Here is a 19050-nt window from a genome sequence, read left to right as displayed (position 1 = left end):
TGCGAATACTAGACACCGCGGTCATGGTTGATCAAGATTGATTTTTAAAATCGACATGAAGAAGCAAAACGACTTTCTGACTCGCGAAGAAGCGCTTGCGACGCTCGGCGTAAAAGTGGCCACCCTTTATTCGTATGTAAGCCGTGGCTTGATACGCAGTGTCCCCGTGGCGGGAACCAAACGCCATCTCTACGCGAGCGAGGATGTCGAACGCTTCGCGGCGCGCGGGCGCGGAAGGCTGCCGCGCTCCATCACGGCTGGAACGTCGATGCGCTGGGGCGAGCCCGTGGTCGCCTCGGCGATCACCTATATCGACGAGCGTGGCCCCGTCTATCGCAACCGGCGCGCGCTTGATCTGGCCCAAGCCGGCCATGCATTCGAGGTGGTCGTGCATTTTCTGATCACGGGTGTCTGGCAGGATACGCAGGCGGACTGGCCGCTCGCCGACATCCCTGCCGACACGGCCGCGTTGCTCGCGTCGCATGCCAAGGCGATCGCACCCGATGACATCGGCAATCTGATGGCCATGATCGCCCTGTCACTCGGCATGCGCGCAAGGGATCGGGCAGAGATGGCCGATGGAACTACCGTGCAGATGGCGCGCACGATCCTTCATGCGTTCACCGGTTGCCTTGGCTTTCTTTCGAAGCATGGGCGGTACATCGCGCGCAAACCGGGGGAACCGCTTGCCGCATGGGCGTTGCGCGCGAGTGGCGCGCCTGTGACACCGCAAGCCGTGCAGGCGATCAACGCCGCGCTTGTGATTCTCGCCGATCATGAACTCGCGCCTGCCACGTTCGCAGCACGTGTCGCGGCCTCGATCGATGCGGGGCTATGCAACTGCGTCGCCGCTGCCATCAGCGCGCATGTGGGCTATTCGACAGGGGCAGTGACCGATCGCGTGGAAACGCAGCTATTCGACGATCCCCGTGGCGGTGTGCCGAACTCGCGCCTGGAACTTGTGCGCACGCGCGGCGCCAGCCTGTACGGCTTCAATCATCCGCTGTACCCGGCGGGCGACCCGCGAGCTGAATGGATCCTTTCGCTGGCGAGCGGCTGTGGTGAGAACGATCCTTCAGTGCGCAAAACACTGAAGTTTCTTGCGCGCCTACGCGACGAGACCGGCATGACGCCAGGACTCGCTCTGGCCCTGGTGCCCCTGACGCGCGCGCTCGGCATGCCGAGAGGAAGTGCCACGGCATTGTGGATTCTCGGTCGGACGGCAGGCTGGTGCGCACACGTCGTCGAGCAGCGCATGCAGGCGTTCATGCTACGTCCGCGCGCGAAGTACATTTCGGCAGTGCCCAACGGCGGCTGACCGATCAAGCTGACAACGCCGTGGTGAGGCAATGCCGCGTGCATTGCCTCACCCGTGACGTCAGTTATTCACAGCTTTGACGACATACTGACTGGTCGGCACAACATCAATCTTGTCGAAGTCGATGAAGCGCGCACAGCTGTCCCTCATCGCCTTCACGTTGTGCTGGAACTTCTCCTCGTCGCCGACCGCATCGAAGAACGCACGCGGGTCCGTCATCGCCGCCGCCGGAAAGCACTCCTCCACGATCGCGTCATACCCGGGGGCCCCATGCGTTAACGCGCGGACGACAACGTTCTGCACATAAAGAAAGTTGTCCTGCGTGTCGATCGCGACGCGCGTGTGGTGGTTGTGCCAGACATCCAGCCATGCCTCGTGCGTCAGGCGCGGCGGGCGCTTAAGAAACGCAAGCTGCGAAAACCCGCTGGTCCGTTCACCCGGTTTCGCCGGGAAGCGCGTATTGCGGATCGGCTGCGATTCTGTTACGAGGTAAGCGGCCATGTGCGGCACGACGGCACGCACTGCGTCGTCGTACGGCTGACGGAACATCGGTACCGCGCTGTCGATCCAGATGGCCACGCTGCCGTCGATCTTTGGCAGCGTGTTCGCCTGACGCAGCGCCGCCGCGGGCTCGACGTCGGCATCGGCGACATTGATCTGCACGCCATGCGCGCCGAGCGATAGCAGTTTGTCGGCGAGCTTCGCGCGCACCGTGCGGCTCCACTGATCAGGCGAGGTCTGTGTCTCACGCCACAACACATAAACGACTTTTTCCATCGCAGGGGCTCCGGTTTGAACTTCGAGAGTTGGCGAACGCTGCCGGCGGCACGCATGTTGTGCTCCCCAGTCTAGCCGCCCAGGTGTTTGAGCCGATTCGTCCAAACGGGTTAGATGCCGGCGATGGACCCAAAGGACGCGTCTTTGAGTTGATTTGCCATGCCTTCGTAATAGTCGAGCTTCTGCTCCGGCGCCGACCCGGTTCGACGTTACGTCGGTACGCCTTTGCACAATGCGGCATACGACTTCAACGACGATGCACTGTTAATCGGCGCCCGTTACTTTGCCGAACTGGTGCGCATCAGATTGCCGCGCTGAGGGGAGGTGAGCGGCCCTGCTAGCTAGCGCTTGCGCCGTAGTTCGTCGCACAGTGCATCGAGTGCCACCGAATGGTGGCCGATGCGCCAGACAAGGTGGGTACGCACCCGCGCCACTTTCGGCGGCAGCGGCAGGATCTTGACCTGACTTTCGGCATGCACCGCCTGCAAAACGGAGCGCGGCACGATCGCGATGCCGGAGCCAGCTGCCACGCAGGCCACGATCGCGTGATAGGACGCTAGTTCCAATACCCGCTCGGGCACTACTTCGCACGTCGTGAGCCAGTCCTCCAGGATGCGCCGATAAGAGCAGCCAGTAGCAAAGGCAATGACCGTGCACTGCTGTAAGTGCTTCGCGCTTTTGATCTGTTCCGCCTTCTTCGGCGCGATCAGCACCAGCGCTTCGGAGAATCCCTCCTGCGTTTCCAGTTCAGCGTCATGAAAGGGCTCGGAGATGAAAGCAGCCTCAACGTCATAGCGGTGCACGCGGTTAATCAACGCAGTCGTGGTGCCGGTGACCAGTTCTATTTTCACATCGGGATAGCGTTGGTGGTAGCGCGACAGGAACGGCGGCAGGCGAGCAGCGGCAGTGCTTTCCAGCGTGCCGATACGCAAAATGCCGCGCGGGGTGCCACAGCGAAGTGCGGCTTCGGCTTCGGTTGACAGCCGCAGCAGCCGCTCCGCGTAACCGAGGAGGAGCCTACCCTCGGGCGACGGCACGAGCTTGCCACCCTGCCTTTGGAATAGCGTCACGCCAAGTCGCTCTTCGAGATTCTTGACTCGCGTGGTGATGTTGGATTGCACCCTGTTCAGGTGAGCTGCCGCCTTGGTGACGCCGCCGAAATCGACGACAGCCTTGAAGATTTGCAGCGAGTCGAGATCAATGTTTCTCATTTCGAGAACCTCCCATCTCCATTATTCATTTTTCGTGATTGCCAAGTCAAGCTAGACTTCCGACTCGCTCCTCCAGAAGGCGCGGGGGCCGAATCCGTTTTCGGCTGCTTTCCGTCTACACTGATTTTTGTCTGATGAAGGAAACGACGTCATGGAAATGTGGAAGATTGGCCTGATTGGTGGCATGAGTTTTGAGGGCTCATCCGTTTACTACCGAAAGATCAACGAGGCAGTGCGCGAACGTCTTGGTGATTTGCATTCGGCGGAGCTACTTCTGTATTCGGTTGATTTTCAGACAATTGTCGACATGCAGAAGGCCGGCCGTTGGGACGACGCCGGCAGACGCCTTTCAGAAGTCGCTCGCAGTCTTGAAGGCGCAGGCGCCGAATGCGTGATGATTTGCGCGGTTACCATGCACCTCGTTGCCGACGCCGTCGAAGAGGCGGTTGACGTACCGTTCATCCATATCGTCGATGAGACGGCACGTCGCCTGAAGGCCTCAGGCTGTCGCCGCCCGCTGCTGCTGGCCACTCGCTATACGATGGAAAACGGCTTCTATCCGGCGAGGATGAAGCGACATGGCATCGACGTTATGGTGCCGGAGGCCGATGGGCGAACGCTCACGCACAACATCATCTTCGACGAGCTGTGCGCCGGTAAGGTGTTGGACCATTCGCGCGACGCGCTGATTTCGCTGATTGAAATAGCGAAGGCAGACGGCGCGGACGCGGTGATCTTCGGCTGCACCGAAATTTGCCTGATTCTCGACGCCGATCGTCTGCCGTTGCCGGGTTTCGACTCCACTGGTATCCACGTAGATGCGGCGGTGGAGTTCGCGATTGGAAAGGGCGGCACCACAAGATCGGGTTAAAGCATGCAATTCAGCGACCTCGCCATTGCACTGGGACCCCGCGCGCCAATACCTTGATTTCCACTGCTTGCTCCTGGGTCAACCTCGAACTTACTCAGGCTATGCTGCGTCTCCTCGAAAAAGGCACCCATTCTCTGCGTTGATCACAGCCTGAATCACCGCCTTCCTGGTCCCGAAGTACCGGAACAGGGGCCGGCGCGAGATGTTGGCCCGCTGCACCACGTCATCGATCGAAAACCCCTCGGATTGACTTTCTCACGAAATGGCACAAATTTATAATTTGTGCCATTATGTGTCACGTATATATATTTTTGTGACATAGCGCGTCGAGCTCAAGCCAAGTCGTCGGTGGAGTGAGCCCGCTTGCGCGGCAATGAGAGGCGCTCTGGATAGGGTTGCCGAACATCGTCGGATACCGACTGGAGGAGACAATTTCATGGCTGATTCCACCGTGCCTCAGGGCAAGCCGTCTGTTCACCGAATTCACGCAGCGCCCATTGAAGATCGTTACGCGCGCGGCTGGCATTGCCTGGGGCTTGCTGATGACTATCGGGACGGCAAACCACACGGGTTGTCGATCTTTGGCACGCGTCTGGTCGTGTTCCAAGGGGAGGAGGGGCAACTACACATCCTTGACGGATATTGCCCGCACATGGGCGCCGATCTAAGCCAGGGATGCATCGAAGGGAACATGGTGATTTGCGCCTTTCATGGGTGGTCCTGGGGGACGGATGGCGCGTGTGCAGGCATCCCCTATTCGAATCGGGTGCCACCGAAGGCGCGCGTCAAATCCTGGCCGGCTGTAGAGCAGAACAAGCTGCTGTTCGTCTGGAACGATCCTGAGGGCAATCCGCCGGATCCATCCGTTGTCATCCCGCGCATCGACGCGTGCTTCTCGGATGCGTGGAGTGATTGGTCGATCGTCAAATGGACCATCAACACAAACTGCCGCGAACTGATAGATAACCATTCCGATATGGCGCATTTCGGACCTGTCCACGGCGCGCCTGTCGACTACTTTTGCAACACATTCGTTGGACCTGTTGCTTATCAGAAGCTCAGCGGCGGCAGTGAGCGGCTTGCCGAAAGCGGCAGGCTGACATCGGATTCAGCATACTTTGGGCCTGCCTATCACGTTACGCTGATGACTGGAGAGGCGCAGGGGGAGCAGATCAAATCGATTTTGCTCAATTGCCATGTCCCCATCGACACGAACAGCTTCGAACTACGGTTTGGTGTGATGGTGGAGAAGAACCCGATGCTCACAGACGAGCAGAACCAGGCAATGGTTGCGGGGTATGTCCAGGCTGCCCAGGATGCGTTCCGAGAAGATGTAGCCATCTGGGACCATAAGACTCGCGTGGACAACCCGCTCCTGTGTGACGGTGACGGTCCGATATACCGTTTGCGGCAGTGGTACCAGCAGTTCTACGTAAATATAGCCCAACTCCCTCGAGAACACGGAGTGACCGAGGTCTATGAATATCGGCATGACGACGGGCGTTGGCGCAAGCTCGATGACGTACCCGCTGAGGCGGTCAGCCGCCTCTCGACCATCTAGCGAGAGTACACAGGTACTTCCGTAATCTCGCGCTGCCTTATGGTGCAACGTGCACGTTCCAAATGCCGATGCATTACCCTCCAAAGGAACTGAAATGAACGTATCTTGGCTTGGACCAATCAAGCAGATTAGCTTCACAACCGACGATCTCGACCCGTTGGTGCGCTTCTGGGAAACGCAGGTCGGTGTCGGGCCCTGGAGTGTGTTTCGTGGCCTGACGCTCAACATGACGTATGAAGGACGCCCTATCTCACTACCGTTTCACGTTGCGTTGAGCATGCACGGCGAAACGCTGATTGAGTTGATTCAGGTGACAGGCAACGGCCCGTCTCCGTTTCATGATTCACTCAATCGCCCGATCATCGGTCTGCAGAGACTGGCATCGCTCAGCCACGATATCGAGCGAGATGCGGCATCGGCAGTCGCAAAGGGCATGGAGCTGTTTGCCGAAGGTCGCGACGTCACGGGACAACGGTTCTACTATTTCCGTTCGCCGGCTGCTCCGGGCATCGTGCTGGAGTTACTCGAGGCGACTCCGTTCTTCAATGCGTTCGTCGATGGACTTGCGGCGCGTGCGCATAGCTACAGCGCCATAGCTTGTTCAACGGTGACCGGAGAGGCCGTGGAGGCGCACGCGTATGCGGTCGCCGGCAGCGCACCGACCGGGTCTATGCAGGCCGCCCATTTACACAACTATGGCACGCCGGACGCTTTCCGTATCGAGACAATCGCGGAACCCAGCCCAGGACCCGGTGAAATCCGTGTGCGCGTTGCCGGCGCGGCGGTAAACCCCGTCGAGATTAAGGCAAGAAAGGGGATGCTGAAAGATTGGGTGCCACTGGCGTTCCCGGCCCAGCTCGGTGGTGACGTCGCAGGCATTGTCGACGCCGTTGGTCCGGGCGTCACGACCTTCAAGCCTGGCGACCGCGTCATGGGCATGGTCAATCCCTTCCACAATGGTGCGTATGCCGAAAAGGCGATCTTCTACGCAACGAACTTCGTACACGTGCCAGATGAACTTGACCTGGTCGATGCGGCGGCATTGCCGACCGGTGTGCTCACGGGCACGCAGTTGATCGAATCCGGGATCCGCCCGACGCGCGGTGATAAGGGCTTGGTCATAGGTGCGAGCGGCTCAACAGGACGGGCGGCCATCATTGCGGCGCTCGATGCCGGCGCAATGGTCTACGCCGGCGTGCGAGCGTCAAGCCGCGACACGGTGAAGGATTTGCCGGTCGCCGGCGTTATCGACATCGCCGACCATGAGGCGCTTGCGGCAGCAGGCCCATTCGACTTCTTGGCCGATACCGTCGGCGGCGAAGTTGCCGAGGGACTTTTCGCATATGTGAAACCGGCCGGCGTGGTTGCGTCGATCGCCAATCCGTCGCCCAAACCGCCGAGTGAGTCGACACAGCGCTTCGTCTCGTTGATCGTGCGGTTCGATGGCCCGCGCCTGCAGCGTTTTGCGCGCGAGATGCCATACAAGATTCCGATGCCAGTCGCACACAAGCTGCCGCTGACAGAGGTGGCTCAAGCGCATCGTTTGATGGAGCAGGGAGGTGTAGGCGGCAAGATCGTCCTTGTACCTTGATTTTCCGGTTCGGGTCGCTATGGAGAGATGGACATAAGCGACCCATGTCGGCCCGCATTTGGTGCGTTAGCGGGGCAGCCTTGCGGGATTTTCATCGCCTGGATTCGGCTTCTTTCGGGACCCTGGCGCAGACAAATTGAAGCGTCGTCTCACCTATGCTGCCAGGTACGACGTCAGTAAAGCTGGCTTGACTTTGCGGAATCGACCAAGTGGCGCTTGTATCTATGCCATGAGGTACGGCATTCGTAACGCGGGCTCCCATTTGCGGGATCGACCAGGTGCCGCCTGTATCTCCCATCGAGCTCGGCGTCTTGAACTCAATTTTTCCGATGGTCGCGCTGGTCCCTTCTGCGCATCTGAATAGTTCACGAATCCTGGATGACAAATATTGCGGGGAGGCGGAAGAGACTCGTGAGGTTTGGGGCGTGGCATAGCTCCAGAACACCGAGGCTTCAATAATGCCTTTACCGGCGACTCGGATGCTCTGTGTGTCGACGAATGTCCGCGAATCCATGCCGCTTCCTACCTTGACCCAGTTGGATGCAAAACACAGTGTCGGCAGTAACAAGCAGGCAGCTTCGACTACTTTTTTCATCTCTTTTCTCCGGTCCCCCGGAAAAGCAAATATGTCGCCGGTAGTCGCTTGACGTGTGCGATTCCTCAGCCTTGGCCCCGAAGACGCCGTTTCATCGTAGGTGCCGAAATCAAATCTCCACCCTGGCTCCGAGTTCGATGACCCGGTTAGCCGGCAGTTTCAGATACGCGGCGACGTTGCCGACGTTGTGCAACATCACGGCGAACAGTTTTTCGCGCCATAGCGCCATTCGCTTGCTGCCTGGCGTCGGCACCACTGTTGCACGACTCATGAAGTAGGACGTCGCGCGCGGCTCGAATACGAGGCCGTATGGCTTGCAAGCTTCCAGCGCGCGCGGCAGATTGACCTCGTCCTTGAAGCCATAGGTCACCGTGACCTGATAGCAGTTTTGTCCCAGCGCCTGCACCGCTACGCGCTCGCTTGCGGGAACCCACGGCACCTCGCAGGTCGTCACCGTCAAGAACAATACGCGCTGATGCAGCACGTGGTTATGGTCGAGATTGTTCAGCAGGGCATGCGGCACACCATTAGGATCGGGCGACATGAAGATCGCCGTGCCACTCACACGGACAAGCGAGCTCGCCAGCAGCGATTTCAGAAATGGCTTGAGCGGCGTCGTGCCGGCGCGCACCTGCGCTTCGTGACGCATCATTTCCCAGCCGCGTCCCCACGTCGACATGATCGTAAACAGAATGAGACCGATGACGAGCGGGAACCAGCCGCCATCGGCGATTTTCAGCAGGTTGGCCGAGAAAAACGTCGCATCGATGATGAAAAAGAAACCAGTGGCGAACACGCACAGGAACCAGTTGTAGTGCCACGCATAGCGCACAACGAAGAACGTGAGCAGGGTGGTGATCAGCATCGTGCCGGTGACGGCGATGCCGTAGGCCGATCCCAGTGCGGTCGACGAGCCGAAGCCGATCACCGCAGCGACGACCGCGGCAAGCAGCATCCAGTTGATGCCCGGCACATAGATCTGGCCGATTTCCTTTTCGGATGTGTAGACGACGTTCATGCGCGGCAGGAAGCTCAACTGCATCGCCTGCTTGGTCATGGAGTAGGTCCCCGAAATCACGGCCTGCGACGCGATCACCGTGGCGATCGTCGACAGCACGACCATCGGATACAACGTCCATTGCGGAAACAGGCGGTAAAACGGATTGTCCAGCGCGGAAGGATCGGCGAGCAGCAACGCGCCCTGGCCAAGATAGTTCACCGCGAGCGCGGGAAAGACAAGCCCGAACCACGTGAGCCGGATCGGGCGCTTGCCGAAATGCCCCATGTCCGCATAGAGCGCCTCGGCGCCAGTCAGCGAGAGCACCACCGCCCCCAGGGCAACAAACGCGAGCCAGCGGTGATGCAGGCAGAACGCGAGCCCGGCGAACGGATCGAGCGCCGCCAGGATGCGCGGCGCGTCGAGAATATTGACGAGGCCCGCGCCGGCCAGAATCACGAACCAGATCACCATGATCGGCCCGAATACCGCGCCGATGCCTGCCGTGCCGCGCTTCTGCATGGCGAACAGCACGATCAGCGCGAGAAGCGTCACGGGAATGACATAGGGCTTCAGTGCCGGTGTCGCGACTTCGAGCCCCTCGACCGCGCTCAGCACCGAGATCGCCGGCGTAATCACGCCGTCGCCGTAGAACAGCGCCGCGCCCATCACGCCGGCGGCGAGCAGCGCGTGGCGCAATCGTGGACGGGTCGCAACCGACGACGCGGCAAGCGAAAGCAGCGCCATGATGCCGCCCTCGCCATGGTTGTTCGCGCGCATGATGAGCGCCACGTATTTGAGCGAGACGACGATCGTCAGCGACCAAAAAATCAACGAGACGATGCCGATCACGTTGTAGGCATTGAGCGGCAGGCCATTGCCGGGGTCGAAGACGGTCTTCAGGGTATACAGTGGGCTGGTGCCGATGTCACCGTAGACAATGCCCAGCGCGGCGAGCGCGAGGCCCCATACTGCCGGCCGGTGCGGCCCGGATTGACCGACGTGATTGTCGTCGGATGCGGCCGATGCAGAGCGTCCCATGGTTCCTCCCCTTGCGCGCCCTTGGTGGGGGGAGGCCGTAGCATCGGCCGTTGCCCGCCAAGGCACAGATCGTCCCGCAAGACGGCCGCACGCTGGTTGCATTGTCAGAGGATGGCTTCTTCCCTGTGCTTATCGAAGTATAGGGAAGCACGCGGAAAAAGCCGGAAACGCCGCATAATTCTAAAAGTAGTAACGAGGGCGCTGTTTATTCCTTTTTCTGTCGTTCACCGATTCCTGACACGACCTCTCCCCCTATGCTTCGCCCGTCGCATGACGGCCCGCTGATTTCAGAAGCGTACGCAACCGAAAAACACGGGCAATCGTCCGAAAGAACTAACAAATGTGCGGCGTTCGGATCGAGGTGCTCCGCCGTCTGAAGTCGACCGATGTTCCCCGGAACTGCCCAAAATCCTCGAAAGCGGTGGTGTCGGATGCGGTGCTATGTTTGGCCGCGCAGCGGCTTGAGCAAATGAGATAGCCCGTTATGGTCAAGTTCGTGCATGAGCGCGAGCAGGCCACCAATTTCACCGGGTGGATAGCCCTCGCGAGCGAACCAATTGAGATAATTTCCGGGCAAATCCGCGATCACGGTGCCCTTGTGCTTCCCAAATGGCATGGGGGTGGTGACCAGCCGCATCAGTGCGGCGGCGTCGAAGGGGGTCATGGGTAATGGACGGGAAAAAAATCGCCACGCTACCATAGTCATGGGTGTAGATCCGGAGAGGGTGGCTGCTTTCGGTTTCGTCTGGCATGGTGGCCTACCCTTCGTGTTCGGACAGTCCGGACTCGGCGTCCAGTAAAGGTGGCGGGGCACCCGCCGGCAGCGAGAATGTAAAGAGCGCCCCACCCTCGGGCAGATTCCGTGCCCAGATCCTGCCTCGATGCGCCTCGACGATCGCGCGGCAAATCGCCAGGCCCAGCCCCACACCCGCTTTGGCTGACTCCTGCTCGCCGCGAGTGAATTTCTCGAAAATCTGGGCTTCCATGCCGGGCGGAAGGCCCGGGCCGTCATCGCGCACCGACACCCATACTTCACCGTCTTGTTGCTCGGCAAAGACGTGGATGCGCGTTCCAGCAGGTGTGTACTTGCATGCGTTATCGAGAAGATTGCTCAGCACGCGCTCGATCAAAGTCGCATCGAACCGAAGTAGCGGCAGGTCCGGCGGCAACCCGACTTCAACATGATGTCCAGCGAGCGATCGGTGGACGCCGCGCAACGCCGATCCCGTCACCTCTTCGAGCGACTGCCATTGCCGGTTCAGTTGCACCTCGCCGGACTGCAGCTTGGCCATGTCGAGCAGATTCGTCACCAGGCTATTCATCCTGAAGGCGTCGTCGTACACCATATCGATCAGATCCAGCTGCGTCTTTCGGTCAAGGATCTGTTCCTTGAGCGTGCTCGCCACGCCGATAATGGCGGTCAGCGGTGTGCGCAAATCGTGCGAAATCGCACTTAGCAGTGAATTGCGCAGCCGCTCCGATTCCATCGTAAGTAACGCATCCTGTGCAACCTCAACGTAATGCACACGCTCGAGCGCCAAGCCGATCTGCGACGAGAACGTGTCCAGCAGTCGCTGCTGCTCCGGGAGCATGAGCGTGTCGGGATGGTCGGGCCGGATCGCCAGCACACCTCGCGTGCGCATCGGCGCCTTGAGCGGCAGATACAGCACCTGCCCCGCAGGCAAGGTATTGGTACCCAGGCCAGCTTTCTCCTGATGGTCGTAGACCCATTGCGCGACGCTCGTGTCGATCGCCACTGGCGCCAAGGCCGTATCTGGCCCAGCGTCGCCGGCCGCGAGCGGCTGTACATGCTCATGGCTATCGGGCAACAGCATCGCCACCTTGCTCTGAAACACGCCCGAAAGATAGCGCGTGCTGATCTCGACGATCTGCGGCGCCATGAGCGCCGCGGCAAGCTCCTTGCCCAGATCGTAAAGCGCGCTCGTGCGGCGCTCACGATAGGTCGCGATACGCGCCTGGTAACGCAGGCCGGAGGTCAGGTTGCCAATCACCAGCGAAACCACCAGCATCACCACAAACGTGAACAGATACTGGGTGTCCGACACAGTGAAGGACATTCTCGGCGGGACGAAAAAGAAATCGAAAGCGGCCACGCCCAGAAACGATGCCAGTATCCCCGGCCCCCGGCCATACCTGACCGACACGACGACCACCCCAAGCAGGTACAGCATGATGACGTTCGACAGGTCGAAATGCCGAACCAGGTAAGCTGCGATGGCGGTGGTGATCGCGCTGGAGGCTGCCGCCCACAGGTAGCGTCTCGACTTGCTTGGCGGCACGGTCTCGAACTCGAGGCTGACCATCGAAGCACCGGTGGCACGCCGGGGCAATTTCGCGCTGTCCCCAAGGCCGCGCCCGACCACGTAAACGTCGACGTCCTCGGCGTGCACAGTCAGGTCATCGGCGACCGAGCGCCTGGTCAGCCGGCTCAAGAACGAACGCCTCGACTTGCCGATCACCAGCTTCGACACATTACGGCTGCGCGCATAGCTGAGCAGCACCCTGGCGACCTGCGTTCCGCTCAAGGTCGTCGTCTCTGCCCCCATCTCCTGCGCCAGGCGCAGCGTCTTGAGGATCGCCTCGCGCTGCGCGTCCGAGAGCTTCTGCAATGCCGGCGTTTCAACGTATACAGCCAGTAGGTCAGCCTTCAGGCTGGCCGCCAGGCGCGCCGACACCCGAACCAGACGGTCGCCTTCGGGGTCCGGCCCGATGCAGACCAATAGCCGGTCCTTGGCCTCCCACACGTGATGGATGGCCTGGTCGGCTCGGTACTCGCGCATTTGCGCGTCGACGCGGTCAGCCGTGCGCCGCAATGCCAGTTCGCGCAATGCGATCAGGTTGCCTTTGCGGAAGAAGTTCTTGCCGGCCCGTTCCGCCTGCTGCGGAATGTAGACCTTGCCCTCCTTGAGACGCTGCAGCAGTTCATCCGGCGGCAGGTCGACCAGCGTGACTTCGTCAGCCTGCTCGAACACGTGGTCGGGTAACGTTTCCCGGACGCGGATCCCGGTGATCTGTCCGACCACATCGTTCAGGCTCTCAAGATGCTGGACGTTGAGCGTGGTGAACACGTCGATCCCCGCGGTCCGCAGTTCCTCGACGTCCTGCCACCGCTTGGCGTGACGCGAGCCCGGCACGTTTGAATGCGCCAACTCGTCGACGAGGACCAGGCTGGGTTTCCTGGCAAGTGCGCCGTCGAGGTCAAATTCGCCAAGCTGACGCCCCCGATATTCGATCAGCCGGCGCGGCAGCACCTCGAGCGCCGCGAGTTGCGCCTCGGTTTCCCGCCTGCCGTGGGTTTCGACAATGCCGACCACCACGTCGACGCCCTGGGCGCGCATGGCGCTCCCTGCCGCTAGCATGGCGAAGGTCTTGCCGACCCCGGCGCAGCCGCCAAAGAAAATCTTCAGGCGGCCGCGACGTTCCTTCTCGGCATCCTTCTGCAATTTCTCGAGCAGTTCGTCCGGGTCGGGACGCGTGTCGTCCACTGGCATCATTGCCCGCTTCCGGCGGCCTTGGCGCCGAGCGCGTCGAGCGCCAGGTTGAGTCGCAACACATTGACCCGCGGCTCACCGAGCACGCCGAACTGGCGCCCTTCCGTGTGGGACGCTACCAGGGCGCTAACCTGATCGACCGGCAAATGGCGGGCGCGGGCGACACGGCCCACCTGGAACTGCGCCGCAGCCGGGCTGATGTCCGGGTCCAGCCCGCTGGCCGATGCCGTCACCAGGTCGACGGGCACGGGCGCCGGGTTGTCGGGGTCGGCCTGCTTGAGCGCCGCGACGCGGGCTTTCACCGCGTCGGTGAGCGCCGGGTTGAGCGGCCCGAGGTTCGAACCGCCCGAACTCATCGCGTTATTGGGATTCGGTGTCGTCGCTGAAGGCCGGCCCCAGAAATACTTGACGTCGCTGAAGTTCTGGCCGATCAGCGCCGAGCCAACGAGCTTGCCATCGTGCTCGATCAGGCTGCCGGCGACCTGGTTGGGGAAGACCCACCTGCCGATGCCGGTGGTGAGAAGCGGGTAGGCCACGCCGGTCACAAGGCTCAGGACAAGGAAGGTGGCGATGGCGGGGCGAAGCAGTTTTGTCATTTCGGATACCTCTCAGACCAGACCGGCGACGGTGAGGATGACGTCGATCAGTTTGATCCCGATGAACGGCAACAGGATGCCGCCCAGGCCGTAGATCAGCAGATTGCGGCGCAGCAGGGCGGCCGCACCGACTGGCCGGTATTTCACACCCTTGAGCGCCAACGGAATCAGGAACACGATGATCAGCGCATTGAAGATCACTGCCGACAGGATCGCCGAACTCGGGCTGGTCAGCCCCATCACGTTGAGCGCACCCAGTTGCGGATAGGTGGTCGCGAACGCGGCCGGAATGATCGCGAAATACTTGGCGATATCGTTAGCGATGCTGAAGGTGGTCAGCGAACCGCGGGTCATCAACATCTGCTTGCCGATTTCGACCACTTCGATGAGCTTGGTCGGATTCGAATCCAGGTCCACCATGTTGCCGGCTTCCTTGGCCGCCTGCGTGCCGGTGTTCATCGCCACAGCGACATCGGCTTGCGCGAGGGCCGGCGCATCGTTGGTGCCGTCACCGGTCATCGCCACGAGCTTGCCCTGGGCCTGATGCTTGCGGATCAGTTCGAGCTTGGCCTCCGGCGTTGCTTCGGCGAGAAAATCATCAACGCCCGCCTCGGCAGCAATCGCCGCCGCCGTCAGACGGTTGTCGCCGGTGATCATCACGGTCTGGATGCCCATGCGCCGCAGCTCGGCAAAGCGCTCCTTGATACCGCCCTTGACAATGTCCTTGAGCTCAATCACGCCGAGCGGCTTGCCGCTGTTGGCGACCACAAGCGGCGTGCTGCCGCGGCGCGAAACGTCGTCGACGACGTGCAGGATCTCGGCCGGGAAAACCTTGCCGAGCGCTTCGACATGCTTGCGGATCGCTTCGGCGGCGCCCTTGAAGATCTTGCGCTCGCCGAGCTCGACGCCGCTCATGCGCGTATGCGCGGAGAACGGTTGAAAAATCGCGCCCAGGGAATGAATGTCACGCTGCCGCATATTGAACTTCTGCTTGGCCAGCACGACAATGCTGCGCCCTTCCGGCGTTTCGTCCGCGAGCGAGGCCAGTTGCGCCGCATCGGCCAGTTCCTGCTCGCTTACCCCGGGCGCCGGAATGAACGCCGAGGCCTGGCGGTTACCGAGCGTGATCGTGCCGGTCTTGTCGAGCAGCAGCACGTCGACGTCGCCCGAGGCTTCCACGGCGCGGCCGGAGGTCGCGATCACGTTGGCCTGCATCATGCGGCTCATGCCGGCCACGCCGATGGCCGAGAGCAGCCCCGCGATCGTAGTCGGAATCAGGCACACCAGCAGCGACACGAGCGTAGTGATCGTCACCGGCGTGCCGGCCTTGGCCGCTTCCACGCTGAACAGCGAGAACGGCAGCAAGGTCACGGTGGCCAACAGGAAGACGATTGTCAACGCGACCAGCAGGATCGTCAGCGCAATTTCGTTCGGCGTCTTCTGGCGCTTTGCGCCTTCGACCATGGCGATCATGCGGTCGAGGAAGGTCTCGCCCGGATCGGCCATGACACGGACGACGATCCAGTCCGACAGCACGCGCGTGCCGCCGGTCACCGCCGAGAAATCGCCTCCGGCCTCCCGGATGACCGGCGCGGATTCGCCCGTAATGGCCGATTCGTCAACCGACGCGACGCCTTCGATGACTTCACCGTCGGCGGGAATCATGTCGCCGGATTCGACCAGAATAACGTCGCCACGGCGCAGGCTGTCGCTGTCGGTCATCAGGATTTCGGCCTTGCGGGTCGAATCCGCCAGCTTCTTCGCCATCACGTTATGCTTTGCCTGGCGCAGCGACGCGGCCTGCGCCTTGCCGCGTCCTTCGGCAAGCGCCTCGGCGAAGTTGGCGAACAGCACCGTGAACCACAGCCACAGGGCGATGCCGAGGATGAAGCCGGGACGCGCCTCGCCATGACCGCCGAGAGACTGGACCAACAGAATCGTCGTCAGGATGCTGCCGATGTACACAACGAACATCACGGGATTGCGCCACTGTGTTTGCGGCGCGAGCTTCTTGAACGACTCCCAAATGGCCGGACGCACCAGCTTGGGGTCGAACATCGAGAGCATTGCGGCTTTGCTCATTACGAATTCTCCAAAGATTTCCTCGCGCGTCAATGCACGCCGATCATCGTCAGGTGCTCGATCACCGGCCCCAGCGCAAGCGCCGGCACATAGGTCAGGGCGCCGATCAGCAGGACAGTGCCGATCAGCAGGCTGACGAACAGCGGACCATGCGTGGGCATCGTGCCCAACCCCGCTTGAATCCGCTTTTTGCCGGCCAGCGAGCCGGCAATGGCCAGCACCGGCACGATCACGCCAAAGCGGCCGAACCACATCGCGATCGCAGTCATGATGTTGTAGAACGGCGTATTGGCCGACAGTCCGGCGAACGCGCTGCCATTGTTGTTGGCTGCCGACGAGAACGCGTACAGGATTTCGGAAAAGCCGTGCGCGCCAGGGTTGGCGATACCGGCGCGGCCCGGGTCGACGAGCACGGCGATGGCCGTGCCGGCCAGCACCAGCAACGGCGTGATCAGGATGATCACGGCCGTCATCTTGATGTCGTAGGATTCGATCTTCTTGCCGATGTACTCCGGCGTGCGCCCGATCATCAGCCCGGCCACGAAGACCGCCATGATCGCGTAGATCAGCATGGTGTAGAGGCCGGAACCGACGCCGCCGAAAATCACCTCACCCAATTGAATCAGCACCAACGGCGCCAGACCGCCGATCGGTGTGAGCGAATCGTGCATGGTGTTGACAGCGCCGCAGGACGCCGCCGTCGTGATGGTGGTGAACAGCGAGGAAGCGACGATGCCGAAGCGCGTTTCCTTGCCCTCCATATTGCCGCCCGATTGCAAGAGGCTGGCCGTTTGATCGGCGCCTGCGGCGGTAAGCAGCGGGTTGCCCTGCTGCTCGGCCCAGATCGTCACGCTTGTCATGACCACGAAGACGATGGCCATCGCGGTGAACACGGCCCAGCCCTGGCGCGGGTCACCGACCATCAAGCCGAACGTGTAGCAAAGCCCGGCGGGAATCATGAAGATCGCCAGCATCTGCAGGAAGTTGACCAGCGGCGTCGGATTCTCGTAGGGGTGCGCCGAGTTGGCGTTGAAGAGACCGCCACCGTTGGTGCCCAGCATCTTGATCGCCTCTTGCGAAGCGACCGGGCCCATCGGCAACGTCTGCGTCTGCGTCGTCGCCGTTTCCGTTACCGGATTGCCCTGCGCATCCTTGAGCGGGTTGCCTTGCGCGTCGAGCTTTGGGTTCTGGAACGTGGTCGCCTCGATGGTGTGGACGTCCTGATATCCATCGAAATTCTGAATCACGCCCTGCCCCATGAAGACTACGGCCAGCACCAGGGAAATCGGCAGCAGGATGTACAGCGAACAGCGGGTCAGGTCCACCCAGAAATTGCCGATCGTTTTGGCCGTATGGCGCGTGAAACCCCGGATGAGCGCGATCACCACGACGATGCCCGTCGCTGCCGAGAAGAAGTTCTGCACCGCCAGGCCGAGCATCTGGGTCAGGTAGCTCATCGTGCTTTCGCCCGAATAGCCCTGCCAGTTAGTGTTGGTCACGAAGCTCACACCGGTGTTGAACGACGAATCAGGCGTCACCGCCGGAAAATTCTGCGGATTGAGCGGCAGCCAGACCTGCCAGCGCTGCAGCGCATACACTGCCAACACGCCGAGAAAGCTGAACAGCAGGACGGCGAGCGCATAGTGTTTCCAATCCATTTCCTCATGCGGATCGACGCCGCCGAGGCGATAGACGAGTCGCTCGACCGGGCCGCCGATCTTGTTGAGCAGCGGCGTATCGCCGGACATCACGCGGGCCAGGTAAATGCCGACCGGCTTGGTGAGCAACAGCACCGCCAGCAGGTATAGCCCGACTTGGATCAAAATATTCGAGGTCATTAAAAATTCTCCGGCTTGACCAAGGCGTATATCAGGTAACAGAGCAGGAATACGGCGAGTGCGCCGCTGGTCAGATAGAGCCAGGTCATTGCTTGTCTCCCAGGCGCGCGCAGCCTACGGTCAGCAAGTAGGTGAGCAGGACCAGGGCGCCACTCAGCGCCAGGTACAGAGCGTCCATAAAACCCCCGTAATTGAAGATGGATTTGCCACCTGTAACGTATCAATTCACGCGTAAAGGTTTTATAAAAGTTCCAACGGGGCTGTAAAAATCGCGTAAACGTCAGCACTGCACGCAATGGCGCGCACGCCCGATTCCGATACAGGCACACCCTTCGTGCGCTTCATCACAGGCGCGCGCTTCCTGTCTTGCTAACGAAGCTAATGGCGCGTCTAATGATCGGAGGCAGGCGATGGCCATAAGGGGGCGATATGCGCTGCACAAATTGCGGGTTCGAGAATCTCGCGAAAGCCAGGTTCTGCGAGCAGTGCGGGACCGGGCTTGCACGGATCTGCCCGCGTTGTGGCGAGGCGTCCGGCCCTGCCGCAAAGTTCTGCTCCGGATGCGGAGCGCCCCTGAACGATTCCCCGTCAGCGTCGCTTTCAGAGTCCCTTCCCGCGCCTGAGTCTGCCACTTCGGCCCCTGTTCACTACACGCCGCCCCATCTGGCCGAGCGCATCCTGGCGGAGCAGGCGGCCATGGAAGCCAGGGGAGAGACGGCCGGCGAACGCAAAACCATTACCGCGCTCTTCGCCGATATGGCGGGCTCAACGGCGTTGATCCAGGACCTGGATCCCGAAGAGGCGCGGCGCCTGATCGACCCTGTCGTGACGCTTATGATGGAGGCCGTGCACCACTATGAGGGCTACGTCGCCAAGTTCCTGGGCGACGGCATTCTCGCGCTGTTCGGCGCGCCCATCGCCCACGAGGACCATGCCCTGCGGGCGTTATACGCGGCCTTACGCATGCAGGAAGCGATGCGTCGTCATAGTGACCGAGTGCGTCTGGACCAAGGCATTGCGCTTCAGATCCGCGTCGGAATCCACACGGGCGAGGTGTTGG

At 61.1% G+C, this 19050-nt stretch carries 16 protein-coding genes; 5 read left to right on the top strand and 11 right to left on the bottom strand.

What is annotated here, in order from left to right:
* Positions 1-55 precede the first annotated feature (55 nt).
* Entirely contained in the window at positions 56-1318 is a 1263-nt protein-coding gene (locus tag PTE30175_RS14120) for a citrate synthase (RefSeq protein WP_224788773.1), read from the top strand.
* A gap of 60 nt (positions 1319-1378) precedes the next feature.
* Here the strand turns inward: PTE30175_RS14120 and PTE30175_RS14115 are convergent, their stop codons facing one another.
* A complete protein-coding gene (locus PTE30175_RS14115) occupies positions 1379-2095 on the bottom strand; it encodes an EthD domain-containing protein (protein ID WP_150697698.1) in 717 nt (238 codons plus the stop codon).
* Between the two features lie 341 nt (positions 2096-2436).
* Positions 2437-3306, bottom strand: coding sequence for a LysR family transcriptional regulator (locus PTE30175_RS14105; RefSeq protein WP_150697697.1), 870 nt, complete (start codon positions 3304-3306; stop codon positions 2437-2439).
* Between the two features lie 151 nt (positions 3307-3457).
* Between PTE30175_RS14105 and PTE30175_RS14100 the strand changes: the two genes are divergently transcribed.
* Positions 3458-4177 (top strand): aspartate/glutamate racemase family protein, encoded by a 720-nt coding sequence (locus PTE30175_RS14100; RefSeq protein WP_150697696.1) that lies wholly within the window; start codon positions 3458-3460, stop codon positions 4175-4177.
* Between the two features lie 99 nt (positions 4178-4276).
* Here PTE30175_RS14100 and PTE30175_RS29235 read toward each other — a convergent pair whose 3' ends face one another.
* A complete protein-coding gene (locus PTE30175_RS29235) occupies positions 4277-4408 on the bottom strand; it encodes a TetR family transcriptional regulator (RefSeq protein ID WP_150697831.1) in 132 nt (43 codons plus the stop codon).
* Positions 4409-4613: 205 nt separating this feature from the next.
* On the opposite strand from PTE30175_RS29235, the gene PTE30175_RS14090 reads away from it, so the two are divergent.
* Positions 4614-5738 (top strand): 3-ketosteroid-9-alpha-monooxygenase, oxygenase component, encoded by a 1125-nt coding sequence (locus PTE30175_RS14090; protein WP_150697695.1) that lies wholly within the window; start codon positions 4614-4616, stop codon positions 5736-5738.
* A 94-nt stretch (positions 5739-5832) separates the two neighbouring features.
* Positions 5833-7329: an alcohol dehydrogenase catalytic domain-containing protein gene (locus PTE30175_RS14085; RefSeq protein ID WP_150697694.1), complete on the top strand. Its 1497-nt coding sequence runs from the start codon at positions 5833-5835 to the stop codon at positions 7327-7329.
* 91 nt (positions 7330-7420) lie between these two features.
* On the opposite strand, the gene PTE30175_RS14080 is transcribed toward PTE30175_RS14085, so the two are convergent.
* The 8 genes from PTE30175_RS14080 to kdpF form a co-directional block, all read right to left on the bottom strand.
* Positions 7421-7924 carry a surface-adhesin E family protein gene (locus tag PTE30175_RS14080; protein ID WP_150697693.1) on the bottom strand — a complete coding sequence of 168 codons (504 nt, stop codon included), beginning with the start codon at positions 7922-7924 and terminating at the stop codon, positions 7421-7423.
* A 109-nt stretch (positions 7925-8033) separates the two neighbouring features.
* Entirely contained in the window at positions 8034-9962 is a 1929-nt protein-coding gene (locus PTE30175_RS14075; protein ID WP_150697692.1) for a potassium transporter Kup, read from the bottom strand.
* A 439-nt stretch (positions 9963-10401) separates the two neighbouring features.
* A complete protein-coding gene (locus tag PTE30175_RS14070; protein WP_150697691.1) occupies positions 10402-10626 on the bottom strand; it encodes a DUF3820 family protein in 225 nt (74 codons plus the stop codon).
* Positions 10627-10720: 94 nt separating this feature from the next.
* Positions 10721-13477 (bottom strand): two-component system sensor histidine kinase KdpD, encoded by a 2757-nt coding sequence (gene kdpD, locus PTE30175_RS14065; RefSeq protein ID WP_420819634.1) that lies wholly within the window; start codon positions 13475-13477, stop codon positions 10721-10723.
* Complete coding sequence (gene kdpC / locus PTE30175_RS14060) at positions 13474-14070, bottom strand: potassium-transporting ATPase subunit KdpC (RefSeq protein ID WP_150697690.1); 597 nt, start codon at positions 14068-14070, stop codon at positions 13474-13476. Before kdpC ends, kdpD begins: the two co-directional genes overlap by 4 nt.
* A gap of 12 nt (positions 14071-14082) precedes the next feature.
* Positions 14083-16152: a potassium-transporting ATPase subunit KdpB gene (gene kdpB / locus PTE30175_RS14055; protein ID WP_150697689.1), complete on the bottom strand. Its 2070-nt coding sequence runs from the start codon at positions 16150-16152 to the stop codon at positions 14083-14085.
* Between the two features lie 29 nt (positions 16153-16181).
* Complete coding sequence (gene kdpA, locus PTE30175_RS14050; RefSeq protein WP_150697688.1) at positions 16182-17990, bottom strand: potassium-transporting ATPase subunit KdpA; 1809 nt, start codon at positions 17988-17990, stop codon at positions 16182-16184.
* Positions 17990-18079 carry a K(+)-transporting ATPase subunit F gene (kdpF, locus tag PTE30175_RS14045; protein ID WP_150697687.1) on the bottom strand — a complete coding sequence of 30 codons (90 nt, stop codon included), beginning with the start codon at positions 18077-18079 and terminating at the stop codon, positions 17990-17992. Before kdpF ends, kdpA begins: the two co-directional genes overlap by 1 nt.
* 340 nt (positions 18080-18419) lie before the next feature.
* On the opposite strand from kdpF, the gene PTE30175_RS14040 reads away from it, so the two are divergent.
* Positions 18420-19050, top strand: a 631-nt coding sequence (locus PTE30175_RS14040) for an adenylate/guanylate cyclase domain-containing protein (RefSeq protein ID WP_150697686.1), incomplete at its 3' end; no start/stop codon positions are given.

This window comes from Pandoraea terrae (genome assembly GCF_902459695.1).
Lineage (GTDB): Bacteria > Pseudomonadota > Gammaproteobacteria > Burkholderiales > Burkholderiaceae > Pandoraea > Pandoraea terrae.
Note: the sequence above shows the minus strand (reverse complement) of the source record. Positions and strands in the feature narration are given on the sequence as shown.

Coding starts and splice junctions, on each gene's coding strand:
- PTE30175_RS14120 (WP_224788773.1), top strand. CDS start 56: ATGAAGAAGCAAAACGACTTTCTGACTCGCGAAGAAGCGCTTGCGACG.
- PTE30175_RS14115 (WP_150697698.1), bottom strand. CDS start 2,095: ATGGAAAAAGTCGTTTATGTGTTGTGGCGTGAGACACAGACCTCGCCT.
- PTE30175_RS14105 (WP_150697697.1), bottom strand. CDS start 3,306: ATGAGAAACATTGATCTCGACTCGCTGCAAATCTTCAAGGCTGTCGTC.
- PTE30175_RS14100 (WP_150697696.1), top strand. CDS start 3,458: ATGGAAATGTGGAAGATTGGCCTGATTGGTGGCATGAGTTTTGAGGGC.
- PTE30175_RS14090 (WP_150697695.1), top strand. CDS start 4,614: ATGGCTGATTCCACCGTGCCTCAGGGCAAGCCGTCTGTTCACCGAATT.
- PTE30175_RS14085 (WP_150697694.1), top strand. CDS start 5,833: ATGAACGTATCTTGGCTTGGACCAATCAAGCAGATTAGCTTCACAACC.
- PTE30175_RS14080 (WP_150697693.1), bottom strand. CDS start 7,924: ATGAAAAAAGTAGTCGAAGCTGCCTGCTTGTTACTGCCGACACTGTGT.
- PTE30175_RS14075 (WP_150697692.1), bottom strand. CDS start 9,962: ATGGGACGCTCTGCATCGGCCGCATCCGACGACAATCACGTCGGTCAA.
- PTE30175_RS14070 (WP_150697691.1), bottom strand. CDS start 10,626: ATGACCCCCTTCGACGCCGCCGCACTGATGCGGCTGGTCACCACCCCC.
- kdpD (WP_420819634.1), bottom strand. CDS start 13,477: ATGATGCCAGTGGACGACACGCGTCCCGACCCGGACGAACTGCTCGAG.
- kdpC (WP_150697690.1), bottom strand. CDS start 14,070: ATGACAAAACTGCTTCGCCCCGCCATCGCCACCTTCCTTGTCCTGAGC.
- kdpB (WP_150697689.1), bottom strand. CDS start 16,152: ATGAGCAAAGCCGCAATGCTCTCGATGTTCGACCCCAAGCTGGTGCGT.
- kdpA (WP_150697688.1), bottom strand. CDS start 17,990: ATGACCTCGAATATTTTGATCCAAGTCGGGCTATACCTGCTGGCGGTG.
- kdpF (WP_150697687.1), bottom strand. CDS start 18,079: ATGACCTGGCTCTATCTGACCAGCGGCGCACTCGCCGTATTCCTGCTC.